Origin of the sequence: Priestia megaterium (assembly GCF_009497655.1) — a bacterium.
Classification (GTDB): Bacteria; Bacillota; Bacilli; order Bacillales; family Bacillaceae_H; genus Priestia; species Priestia zanthoxyli.
In genome coordinates, this window is sequence record NZ_CP023317.1 from 2,902,876 (window position 1) to 2,915,020 (window position 12,145).

Genomic DNA, 12,145 nt, shown 5'->3' on the forward strand with positions numbered 1-12,145 from the left:
AAAATCCGAACGAATGTGATTCTCCATCAAGAATCTCGACTCATCGTTCGGATTTTCTTTTAACCAACCTACTTTTGTTTCAGCCTATTTCCACTTACTCTAAATTGCTGTGCTGTTTAAACGCCTGTTCATGATCCGTTTGGTTCAAATTCCCGTATTCTAAGCAAATCGTATCAAACACAACATGAGCACATTGATCAAACAATGAACCAAGCGGCTGAATAGAAGCGGCTTCATTTTCGCTTCGGTATTTGGTTGCAGCGGGAATGTGCAGCAGCTCATCAGTATGAGCAGTTAATGGTGATTCTGTACTAGCTGAAATGCCGATAACTGAACATCCTACTTCTTTGGCTTTTTTAGCTACGCTCACCACTTGCTGTGTTTTTCCTGAGCCTGATACAGCCACCAATACGTCACCTGCTGCAATCGAAGGAGTAATAGTCTCTCCTACAACGTATACTGTTGCACCTAAATGCATCAGTCTCATCGCAAATGATTTGCCCATTAACCCGGAGCGACCTTCGCCTATAACAAAAATTCGTTTCGCTTGGTAAAGTGAAAACGCTACTTCTTCTATTTGCGGTTCTTTTATGTGATTCATTACGGCTGTAATTTCATGTAAAATCGTTTGTGTTTTTGTCATTATACGTTCCCCCTGCTCATAAATAAGCCTTGAAATTCAGCAGATGCCTTTGCCACATCCGCACTTTTTGTAATTGCTGATCCAATAATCGCGACGTCCGCTTTCATTTGAAGTAATGATGCTGATGAGGCTGGATTAATTCCTCCTGCTACTGCTATTTGCGCATCTGAATGAAAATACTGCCGCAAATTTATTTGACTCAGCGATTTTCCTTCTTTTTCTTGCTCGTCTTTGCTGATATGATGGCAAAAAATAGCGCTTCTATAAATACTTACTTGCTTTTGCGAGCTGCTTGACGTGTTTAATAAATCAATCATCATTTTTTTATTCCATTTTTCGCTGACATTTGCACACGTCTCTATCGTGGGTAAAGGTGATACGCCCATTACTGTTGCTATATCTGCTCCTGCTTGATAGCACATGGTAAACTCATACTCTGCGTTATCGATCGTTTTGATATCTGCTACAATCGTTTTGTGCGGAAATGCCTGTTTGATTTTATAAATGCTTTCAATTCCATACTCTTTTATAAGAGATGTACCTACTTCAATCCAATCAACAGAGGGTTCTGCCAGCTTGGCAAGGATAATAGCTTCTTCAATTGTGACGCGATCTAATGCTAATTGTATCTTCATCTTTCTTCTCCTCACTTTCTACTAAACCGGTTTAGTAACAACGTAAAAAAAACGAATATTTTGATGAGCTAAAAAGAGCACGCCATAGGCGCTCTTTTTAGCTTAATGCGACAACGTTGTTTCTCGAATAATTAATTCACATTCATACTGGTACTCTTCATAAGCTATCTTTTCTTTCAAAATTTGTTTAATAAGTAAATCTGCTGCTTTTGTTCCCATGTCAAAAGCAGGCTGCGAAATCGTGGTAACGGCAGGCGTTGCTACATCTGCGTAAGGAATATTATCATAAACAATTAAAGATAAATCATTCGGGATATTAAATCCGTGTTGTTTAATAAATTTCTGCACTTCAATGAACACTAAATCGTTTCCAGCCAGCAGCGCTGTCGGCGGATTTTCGGCTGCAAATAGTTTCTCCAGCGCTTTTTGCATGTCCGCTTTTTTGCAGTTGATAATCATGGATTCATTTACAGGCATATTGGCTGATGTTAACGCTTCTTTGTAACCTTCTACACGTTCAATCCGGGGTGTAATAGTTAAGGGTTCTGTAATGATCGCTATATGCTTATGTCCAAGCTCGAGGAGATGCAAAATAGCCTGTTTTGTGGCTTCTTGATTGTTTGCCACTACGGATGGAATTTTCCCTTTTACATCATGAATTTTACGGTCCATAATAACAACCGGATATTCTTCTTTGATCATCTGCTCATAAAGAGAAGTATTCGCACCCGTTGGAAATAAAATAAGGCCATCTACTTGCTTTGCTTTTAACATATTAATATATTTCTTTTCTTTATCAGGGTCATCATCTGCGTTGCAAATGATGGCATGTATATCTTGCGAATGGCAATAGTCTTCAATGGCACGAATGACTTCCGTAGAAAATCTGTGCATAATATTGGCGACAATAATCCCAATCATCGACGTTCGCTTTTGTTTTAAGCTTCGTGCTAGATAGTTGGGCTGATAGCCCAGTGTATCAATCGCTTCTTTAATTTTCTTTCGCGTTTCTTCGCCCATATATTCGTATCGCTTGTTAATGTATTGTGATACGGTGCTTTTGGAGACATTTGCTGCTTTTGCAACGTCCAGCATAGTAACTTTTTGCATCATGATCCGTCCTTTTCATTCAATCCCTAAAATTATGCTACTCCTAGTGTAAACGAAAAAAACGAAAAAGGAAAAGCCTTCTTGCTAGCAGAAGACTTTATTTATTAAGCGTACGCAAGCCTAGCTTCTTGAATTTCATGAGTAAAACGTTTCGCTTCCCTTGTTACTTGAAGTAAGTATTCAGGAGTTGGAAGCTGCTTGCCATCTACTAATGTGCTTCCTGCTCCAATAGCAGCTGCTCCAGCTTTAATATAAGCTCCCGCATTCTCAGCCGTAACGCCGCCCGTTGGCATTAACGGAATATGAGGAAGCGGTCCTGCTATATTTTTAAAATAAGCGGGGCCTACTACGCTTGCCGGGAAGACTTTAATGATATCTGCGCCGCATTCATACGCTGTTAGTATTTCAGTAGGTGTAAAAGCGCCCGGAACGCTAATGACTCCGTATCTTTTAGCCGTTTTAATTGTTCGTTCGTTTACCGTAGGGGAAAAAATAAATGACGCTCCTGCCATAATGGCAATTCGTGCTGTTTCTTCGTCTAGAACAGTTCCTGCTCCAATAAACATTGAATCGTCAAATTCATTTTTCAATTCTTTAATAACCTCTACGGCAGCAGGGTTTTCCATTGTGATTTCTAGATTTGTTACTCCGCCTTCTTTTAACGCGTAGGCAAGCGGAATAATTCGCTCAGCGCTTGCTCCTCGAATGACCGCTACAATACCGCTACTTGTAATTTTCTCAATATGCATCTCAATTCTCCTTTTCTATCATTACATTAAGCCGTTGTTTCAACTGGCTTCACACTCTGAACTTCTCTTGGCTTTTTCGTTGCGACAATGGTTAAAACTGCCGCAAGGAATAACGATCCAGCCATAAAGATATAGGAAGCGCCAAACCCTCCTGTTGATCCATTTAAAAATCCTACAATATAAGAACCGGCAAATGAACCAAGTGCCCCCATGCTATTGATTAAAGCCATCGCTCCTCCGGCAACATTACGCGGTAAAATTTCAGGAATAATCGCAAAGAACGGTCCGTACGGAGCATACATCGTTCCTCCGGCGATAACGAGTAAAGTAAAAGAAAGCCAGAAGTTGCTTGTGCCAACTAAATAAGATCCGTAAAAGGCAAGAGCTCCTACTAATAAGAACGGCCATACAAATGCGCTTCGTTTTAAAAACTTATCTGATAGATATGAAACCGTTAACATTAGTACGACTGCTAATACGTAAGGAACGGACGCTAACCACCCTGTCTTCACTATACTCATGTTAGGCGCTGCTTTAATAATAGACGGCAGCCACATAACAAATCCGTAGACACCAATACTCCATAAAGCATATTGAATGCTTAATAAAATGACAGTACGATTTTTGAAAGCTTCTTTATAGCCTTTAACAGGTTTGATTCCTTCTTGTTCTTTTTGCAGCGCATCGTGTAAATCTGCTTTTTCTTTTTTCGACAGCCAGCCTGCATCTTTTGGCTCGTCGTTTACTAGTTTCCACCATAAAAACGCCCAAATAACAGCTGGAAAACCTTCTAAAATAAACATCCATCTCCAGCCAAATGATTCTAGTAAATATCCAGAAACAATTGACATCCAAAGAACGGTTGCCGGGTTTCCTAAAATTAAGAACGTGTTGGCTCTAGAACGTTCTGCTTTTGTAAACCAGTGGCTTAAAAAAACGAGCATAGCGGGCATGACGGCACTTTCCACTACTCCTAAAGCAAATCGAATAACAAACAAAAATCCGACGTGGCTTACCATACCCGTAGCTGTAGCAAGTGCTCCCCATAAAATCAGAGACCAAAAAATCAGCTTTTTGGCGCTTTTATTTTCAGCATAGTGAGCGCCTGGAATTTGGAAAAAGAAATAACCTAAGAAAAAGAGCGATCCTAATAAAGACGAAATACCTGGCGTAATATGAAGATCTTCTGCCAGCCCTGCCGCTGCTCCAAACCCGTAGTTTGCACGGTCTAAATATGCAAGGCTATACGTAATAAATACGATAGGAATTAACCGAAGCCATCTTTTTTTTGCTAGCTGCTGTTTCATTATCACTTCACTCCTTGTTTTTGGGATTCCATATATTTTTGCAACTGCTGTTCAGTTGGATATCCGTCGTTATCTCCAGGGCTTTGTACAGCTAATGACCCAATAGCATTTGCTCTCATGACAGATTGAGTAAGAGAATCATGTTGAAGAAGTCCGCTTAACAGCCCTACTGCAAAGCCGTCTCCTGCACCGACTGTATCCACTATTTGTTTGACTTTTATTCCTTCAACCATTCCTTGCTCTTTAGCCGTCTTAAAAAAGGCTCCTTGTTCACCTAGTTTAATAACGACAAGCTCTACGCCTGCATCTAAATAGTAAGAAGCGATGTCTTCTGGGTTTTCGTATCCGGTTAAAATTTTCCCTTCTTCAATGCCTGGCAGAACGTAGTTTGCTTGTTTAGCAGCTTCGTTGATTGTAAAAATCATTTCCTCTTTTGATGTCCAAAGAGTCGGTCGCAGGTTCGGGTCAAAGGAAACCGTTCTTCCAGCTGCTTTCATCGAGGTAAGCGCGTGTAGAGCAAATTCACGCATGCTTGCTGACACAGCAAGCGGTATTCCTGTCATATGCATGTGTTTTGTCGCTAAAAAATAGTTTCGATTAAAATCGCGTGGGTGCAAGTGACTGGCTGCCGAATTTTTTCGGAAGTAACAAACTTCCGGATCTCCCACTTCCACTTTTGATTTAATTTGAAAGCCTGTTGAATGTTCGCTATCTACTAGTACACAATCGGTGTTGACCGACTCCTCTTGTAGCCGTTTCATAATAAACGTACCGAAAGGATCATTGCCGACTTTGCTCACCCACCCTGCGCGCAGACCGAGACGAGCGAGACCAATTGCTACATTTGTTTCTGCTCCGGCTAGCTCTTTTGTATAATGCTTAATCTCATACAGCGGTCCTGGTTGTTCTGCCATGAACATCGCCATTGCTTCTCCGAAGGTAATAACGTCTAATGAATTCATTGCACTTCCTCCTGTTCTGCTGCTTGCACCAATGAAATGAAGCGGGGGATTTGTTCCGGTTCATCGATTGGAAACTCTAAAGCTTTAAAAATCGAATGAGAAAACCCTTTCAAAATATCTTTCCACATTTCATTTGAATCGTTTGATATAGAGGTTGTTACTAGCTTTCCGCTATTTTTTATTACGTGTTTAATATGAATATAGCCTACAAAGGACCTTAGCTTTTTGATTGCTTCCTGGGGGCGTTCCTGTACATAAAGCCAGTTACCAATATCAAACGTCATGGAAACAGGAATTTCGTAAGCGTTATCAAAAAATGCGTGCAAAGATGCTATGTTGCCTCCATAACTGGTTTGATCGTTTTCCACAAATAGATGTAAAGCTGGAAATGCCTGCAATAGCTCCTGCAATTCCCCTATAGGTGATTGTGGCTGATAAAAACCAAGAGAAACTTTTACCCACTGAGCGCCAAGTGATACGGCTTCTTCAAGAATAGATTTTAATTCTTGTTTGTTTAACTCTCCACTTTCTTTCCACAGTTCGATTGGAGCCGAATATACTGTAAAAAGCGGATATCTTTTTAATTCTTCGGCAATAAGCTCAATCTCTTGATCTACTTTTTTCATTAACTCTCTTCGAATTTCCACTCCATGTACTTGCTGTTCATATATTCTCCCAATCATGGTGTGCTGAGAGTTTGTCGTTTCAAATGCATTTAAAGGAATAATGATATGATTCATAAATCGACCTACCTTTCTTATTATACTAGCTAACCACTTACTAAACCGGTTTAGTAAATCGATTTATCTAAATTATAAGACTATTGAAAGCGCTTTTCAAGCTTTTTTTATAAATTATAAAAAAAAAGAAACAACACGGCGTTATGCCGTGTTGTTTCTTAGTGATCTTCTGTGCTTTTTACTAAATTGCGATCTTGTTGATAAATATCATAGATTAAGAAACTAAAACCATAGTACAAGACCATGATTACAACTGACTTTGTCATGATAAATAAAGCGCCTAGCCCGATACCAACTAACAGCGTCTGGACACTCAAACGGTCACGCTGAAAAGCTAGCTGTGATAGGAAATAACCAATACCAATTAAAATAGCCAACACCCATGTATTTTGAATGGCTAATACATAGTGACTATATAAATAAAAGCTAGGAAAATAGACGGTGCTTTCTACGAAGCTGGAAATACCGCTGTATGCAAGCCACCACTTTTGCTCTCTTTCTGTTTTAGGAACGGTTGCCTCAATTGACGTGGGCATCTCCTGTTCCACAAAAACCGTTTCTCCATGATCTTTCATCCATTGGATCATAATGGAAATAATAATAAAACCTGCAAAGATTAAAAGCAGCAGATATTCAATCCACGCTGGATACGGAGCCGTCCGGTGAATCGTATCTAGATATACTCCCTGCAATCCTAACATAGAAAGTGGAACCGCATGGTATACCATCACCGCAATATAAAATAGTAAAATTAGCACATAAAAAAAGAACTGTTCTTTGTAGTAGCGAATTTTTTTGCCTTCTGAAGCAATTCGCTTAACAGTCACGCTCTCCAAGTACGGACGAATAATGCTTATGATAATAATAAGACACGTAAATACAATCATATAGTTATGTAATCACCTTTTCAACTTCATTATGTAACATTTTTTTCCATCCGTGAGAACAGGTGGTTAACAGCCTCTGTCCTTTCTTATAGTACCAAAAAACTAAACTTTTTGACAATCCTGATTTATCAATTAGGAAGATGAAATAAGCGTAGCTACATTAATACCGCTAATTGTGACCATAGGAGATCCCCCGCCTGGGTGAGTCGTTCCTCCTACAAAATATAAGTTTTTAACATCTTTTGAGACGTTGCTTGGACGAAGAAAACTATCCATTTTCCGATTTGAACTCACTCCATACAAAGCGCCTTTAAATGCACCAAAGGTTTGTTCAATTTCACATGGAGTAACAATTCGTTCATGTACAAGCGAGGGCTCAATATCTAAACCAAACTGAGAAAGCTTGCGATAGACAACCTCTCTGTAAGATTTCATTTTTTCTTGATTCGCTTCTTTTACAGCAGGGGCATTCACTAAAATAAATAAATTATCACCCGGAGCTACCGTGTTATCGGTATACGAAGAATTACAAACGTAAATGGTAGGGTCGGTTGGAAGCGTTTTTTGCTGAAATAGTTCATAGAATTCCTGCTTGTAATCCTGAGAAAAGTACACTTGATGATGAATCAGCTGAGAAAAGCGCTTTTTAACTGCTGCCATAATTACATAGGCTGATATGGAAGGCTCAAATTCAGCTGCTTTTTTGTTTTTAAAATGAGGTCTATCCTGCTCTTTTACGAGTGCCGGATAGGCATTTAGCAAGTCCCCGTTTACAATAACGATATCCGCGTCTATCTTTTCTTCTCCATTCACTTCCACTCCGACAGCCCGCTTACTTTTTACTACTATTTCAGTCACGCTGCAGTTTGTGTACAGCTTTCCGCCGGCTTTTTGGAACACATGCCCCAGCCCTTTTGCAATTCTAGTATTTCCTCCTTTTACATAGTACACCCCGTCATTCATTTCTAAGTGTCCAATCAGTGAAAAGGTAGCGGGCGATGTATAAGGTGAAGATCCAATATAGGTTGCGTATCGATTAAATGCATTTCGAATGTTTTCATTTCGAAAAAAGCGCTGATGAAACGTATCTACTGTTTCAAACGGCCTTACTTGCAGCAGTGCTTTTAATAGAGAAGGGTTTGTGTAATCTTTCCATGACGAAAATGTCCGGTAGAAAAATTGACTTTTTGCAATGTCATATATTCTTTTTACTTCTTTTAAATAGGCCGGGTATTGTTTAGCAGCAAAGGGGTCGAGACGTTCAAACTGCTCAATCATTTTTCGTTCGTCGATAGACATGGAAAATTGTGAACCGTCGGTGAAGAAATTATTCGTATGATGCGTTAGTTTGACAAGAGGCATATAGTCTTCTGCACGTTCGCCCGCTTGCTCAAATAACCACTGAAAAACTTCTGGCATTGTAATGGTATTAGGCCCGAAATCAAAAGAATATTCTCCTAGCTGCACAGGCATCATTTTTCCGCCTACGTGCTCGTTTTTTTCAACGATTGTGACATCGAACCCTTTTGTTTGAAGAAGAACTCCTGCAGCTAATCCGCCTAATCCTGCCCCGACAATTAGTACTTTTTTCATTGATAATGCCTTCCTTTCCATTCATATCCCTGCTTTTTTCGTTCACGCTTCATAGAATGGTTCATGAGCAGCATCAGCACAATTGCCGACGCCGGCATAGTAAGAAACAAAAGCCCTTTTTGCTGAGCCGACCGGTCAATTAAAAACCGCTGAAAAAGCATAATGCAAAAAGGAAGAATCCAAAGTATGTTGCCTGTAAGAATTCCTGCTATAAACAAAGGAAGCGGCAGCACATAGTAACAGGCAAAAAAAACGCTCAGTATCCAAACTGCTTTAGCGGATCGGCCTAGACCAACAAAGATATTTTTAGCAAACCCATTCCATACTTCTTCAGTTGTTTCATACATATAACAGCTAACGTGAGACGTAATATTGGCTAAAATAACGCGCTGTTTCTTTTTCTTAAAAAGCTGAGCTAGATGCACATCTTCTACTAGTGAAGTTTTAACAGCTTCATGTCCTCCTGCGATCTCATAAGCTTCTTTTTTTATAAACATAAAAGCACCGTGAGCTGCTGAAGCTTTGCTCACCTTGTTACGGTTCGCTACCACAACCGGTAAATAGCTAAAAACAACAACATGCTGAAGCGGAACAACCAATGCTTCTAACCACGTTTTTACGGGAAAACGTGGAAATCCTGTTAAAAGAGCGGCTTTTGTCGCTTGTGCGGTGGCTAAAGTATGTTCTAGCGTGCGTTCTTTGAGCTGTACATCGGCATCTACAAACAATAAATAGTCTCCATTTGCAGCTTGCGACAGCTGGTGACAGGCATGAACTTTTCCTACCCACCCTTCTTTCAGCTCTTTTCCTTCTATGATGGTAAACCTTGAATCTCCGTGAATTTCTTTCAAAAGCTTTGTTCGTGTTTCATCTGTGGACTGATCGTCTAGTATGACACATTCTAGATTGCTGTACGTTAATCCTTTAACAGAAGAAATGATTCGCTTTACATTTCGTTCTTCGTTTCGCATTGGAATCAAAATAGAAATGAGAGGCTGAGGTGTTTTTGAATTCAACTTGTATCTATTTAATTTAGGCATTGCTTGAATATTTACAATGGTCAGAAGCAGCATCAAAATAAATAAAAGCATATAGTAAATCATTCTTTCACCTTCGCTTTCCACCACGTTAACCACTCGCTAAGCGTCTTTCGTCCTTTTAATAAAACCGTAAATTCCTCATCGTTTTCTTGAATGATTTTTTGTTTTTGATGATCGAGCTGAGCAGTGACTGCACCGGCTAGCGTTTTGGTTATATCTTCTCTTGCATTGGCTAAGTCGTAAAAAACAGCTTGCCCTACCCAGATAAAAAGCTCCGGTCGCTGATCATGGCGAAACGTATAATAATATGTAATGGGAATAACTTCAACGTCAGATTGCTTTTTTAGAAGAAAAGCAGGTCCTTCAGAAAAAGCTAACGGTCTTTTCTCAAGATGTTCTTCTTTTCCTTGAGGAAAAATAAGCACCGCTTTTTTATCCGCTAACAGCCTACTGGCAAACCTTAACGATTCCACCGTATGCTTCGGAGACGCTGCATTTACTGAAAAAGCCCCGATTCGTTGAAAAAAAGGAAAATCCTTCATTCCTTGTTCAGACATCATAGCGTATAGATCTGTTTTTAATACCGCGTTATTTAAATAAAATGTCACTAAACCGTCCCACCAGCTGGAATGATTAGCAATTAATAAAATTTTTTTATCTTTTGGGAGCTCTTCTATATGTAAATGAATACGATAAAACTGTTTTTTGAGCTGATATGTGACAAACAGTTGAAAAAAGCGCTCAAATAGTGAGTTTTTCTTCGGATAAATCATAAGCGAGTCTCCTTTTTATACACAATATAAAGAATAAGAAAAGGAATCATCGTCAGCCATACCACAAGCCACAGGCCATTTACTAATGCTACAATTACAAACATCATGACGACTGCACTATACAAAAACACCATTCTTCTTTCCCATACCGGCTCTTCTTCTTTAGGAACCTTAGCTAAAAAGAAATATACGACCAGCTGAATGAAGAAAGACAGTAAAAACCAGCCGGAGAAATTGGATAAAGGAATATTATAATAAAAGCTGTCCCCTTCCCACACCCAATATTGTTTAACAATATAGGCAACGGGATCAATAGCCAAATCCATAATAACAGCAAATAGCGAACTAATGACCGCATAGGCAATTCCATGGACAATAAACGGCAGCTCCATGCGCTTCATAATTCCGAGAGCTAATATTCTGCTTGTGATTACGACCATAAACCAAGCCGATCCAATGGTCAGAGGAACTCCTAAAATTTTGGCGCCAAAATCTTTTTCATAATCGTAGGATCCAAACAAAAACCCATGTTTAACACCTAGACTTTCGACATAAATAGATGCGCCTGTCACAAATACGGCAACGACCAGTGCCCGCCTTACTCCATAGGCTTTAGCTAGATAAATAAGAGCAAGAAGACTGCTCAAGTGTAAAAAAACAGCATTTGCCCATTCTAACCATGAAGGCAGCAAATCAAATGAAAGCAAAACGACTCCGCATACGTACCAAATAAGAAAAAAACGATAAATACCATTTGTGATCATCGATTCACCTTCTCTCCAGCTTCTTTTTATCAAATTGCTATTATATAAGCTTGTACACATTCTCTCCATTTTCAATGTGCTCTTTTCTATGAGTAGAACACACTCTCTTAAGATTATGTGAAAATAGCCACTGTTAGTACGTTCCCTAAATAAGAGACTTTATTACTTATTTATAAACAAAAATAAAATAAACGTCCATTAAAATCTACGGATGTATAGATTGAAATGACGTTTATTTTTTCTTATGTATATACACTTCTAATAGCTTTTTGGCAATGAGTCCAATAACCAGTCCCGGTACAACAGACAGCATAGGGAGCCAAATTGGGCCTATAAAAACACCGTTGATGGTTGTCACTGAGGAATACATAATGCCTACTGTAACAAAATAAGCACAGGAGACAAAAGGAATAAATGTAAATCTCGATGCGCCGTTTTCTGCTTCTTTAACAGCATCCCAAATTGCAAAAAAATATAAACATGGATAAAACATTAACCACTGCATGTTCATTACCTCGAGGGATTGCTTTGTTTCCCCCAAAAAGCTTAAGCGAATGCCTTCATTAAAATTTGCGCCCATATTAATGAGAAATTCAAGTACAATAAACAAAATTCCTTTTATATGTTTTTTGTTTAGTAATTGTCCAAAGCCTGGCAACGCAATGCTCCATAAAAGAGCTTCTAGTCTAGTCACGTTCTATCCCAACATTTTGGCGTATAAAAGAACTCCACAGCATGATATCAGTAGAAATTTTGTCCATAGTTATCAACCTCACAATAATTTACTTATAGTTTTTGTAAATGTAAAATTTTTATACTACATCTCCTTTAATATTTGTAACTTATTGTAAATTGATAAATGTTTTAGCTATTCAACCAGACATTTTCGTTTAGAATTTTCTGTTTATTAAAACAAAAGCGTGCGATATACTAGTTTTATAC

Annotated in this window: 13 protein-coding genes; all 13 read right to left on the reverse strand. The window is 39.0% G+C overall.

The features are described from left to right. Positions 1–94: 94 nt before the first annotated feature. The gene (gene hxlB, locus CEQ83_RS14610; RefSeq protein WP_154973691.1) at positions 95–643 is read right to left on the reverse strand and encodes a 6-phospho-3-hexuloisomerase; all 549 of its coding nucleotides are present in this window, start codon (positions 641–643) and stop codon (positions 95–97) included. Continuing rightward, entirely contained in the window at positions 643–1,278 is a 636-nt protein-coding gene (gene hxlA / locus CEQ83_RS14615; RefSeq protein ID WP_155017366.1) for a 3-hexulose-6-phosphate synthase, read from the reverse strand. Before hxlA ends, hxlB begins: the two co-directional genes overlap by 1 nt. 102 nt (positions 1,279–1,380) lie before the next feature. Beyond that, entirely contained in the window at positions 1,381–2,391 is a 1,011-nt protein-coding gene (locus CEQ83_RS14620; protein WP_154973695.1) for a LacI family DNA-binding transcriptional regulator, read from the reverse strand. Between the two features lie 101 nt (positions 2,392–2,492). After that, entirely contained in the window at positions 2,493–3,137 is a 645-nt protein-coding gene (locus tag CEQ83_RS14625; protein WP_155017367.1) for a bifunctional 4-hydroxy-2-oxoglutarate aldolase/2-dehydro-3-deoxy-phosphogluconate aldolase, read from the reverse strand. 26 nt (positions 3,138–3,163) lie between these two features. Next, a complete protein-coding gene (locus CEQ83_RS14630; protein ID WP_013083743.1) occupies positions 3,164–4,444 on the reverse strand; it encodes an MFS transporter in 1,281 nt (426 codons plus the stop codon). A gap of 2 nt (positions 4,445–4,446) precedes the next feature. Then, a complete protein-coding gene (locus tag CEQ83_RS14635; RefSeq protein WP_028412831.1) occupies positions 4,447–5,406 on the reverse strand; it encodes a sugar kinase in 960 nt (319 codons plus the stop codon). Then, a complete protein-coding gene (locus CEQ83_RS14640) occupies positions 5,403–6,146 on the reverse strand; it encodes a sugar phosphate isomerase/epimerase family protein (protein ID WP_098113315.1) in 744 nt (247 codons plus the stop codon). Before CEQ83_RS14640 ends, CEQ83_RS14635 begins: the two co-directional genes overlap by 4 nt. A 158-nt stretch (positions 6,147–6,304) precedes the next feature. Next, the gene (locus CEQ83_RS14645; RefSeq protein ID WP_028412829.1) at positions 6,305–7,033 is read right to left on the reverse strand and encodes a hypothetical protein; all 729 of its coding nucleotides are present in this window, start codon (positions 7,031–7,033) and stop codon (positions 6,305–6,307) included. A 132-nt stretch (positions 7,034–7,165) separates the two neighbouring features. After that, entirely contained in the window at positions 7,166–8,626 is a 1,461-nt protein-coding gene (locus CEQ83_RS14650) for a phytoene desaturase family protein (RefSeq protein ID WP_155017368.1), read from the reverse strand. Next, on the reverse strand, positions 8,623–9,729 hold the full coding sequence (locus CEQ83_RS14655) for a glycosyltransferase family 2 protein (protein ID WP_098113313.1): 1,107 nt from the start codon (positions 9,727–9,729) through the stop codon (positions 8,623–8,625). Before CEQ83_RS14655 ends, CEQ83_RS14650 begins: the two co-directional genes overlap by 4 nt. Beyond that, positions 9,726–10,439 (reverse strand): lysophospholipid acyltransferase family protein, encoded by a 714-nt coding sequence (locus tag CEQ83_RS14660; protein ID WP_028412826.1) that lies wholly within the window; start codon positions 10,437–10,439, stop codon positions 9,726–9,728. Before CEQ83_RS14660 ends, CEQ83_RS14655 begins: the two co-directional genes overlap by 4 nt. Continuing rightward, on the reverse strand, positions 10,436–11,203 hold the full coding sequence (locus CEQ83_RS14665; protein ID WP_028412825.1) for a carotenoid biosynthesis protein: 768 nt from the start codon (positions 11,201–11,203) through the stop codon (positions 10,436–10,438). The genes CEQ83_RS14660 and CEQ83_RS14665 overlap by 4 nt, the downstream gene beginning before the upstream one ends. Positions 11,204–11,435: 232 nt before the next feature. Then, positions 11,436–11,897, reverse strand: a complete 462-nt coding sequence (locus CEQ83_RS14670; RefSeq protein WP_033579442.1) for a hypothetical protein — start codon at positions 11,895–11,897, stop codon at positions 11,436–11,438. Positions 11,898–12,145: the final 248 nt, after the last annotated feature.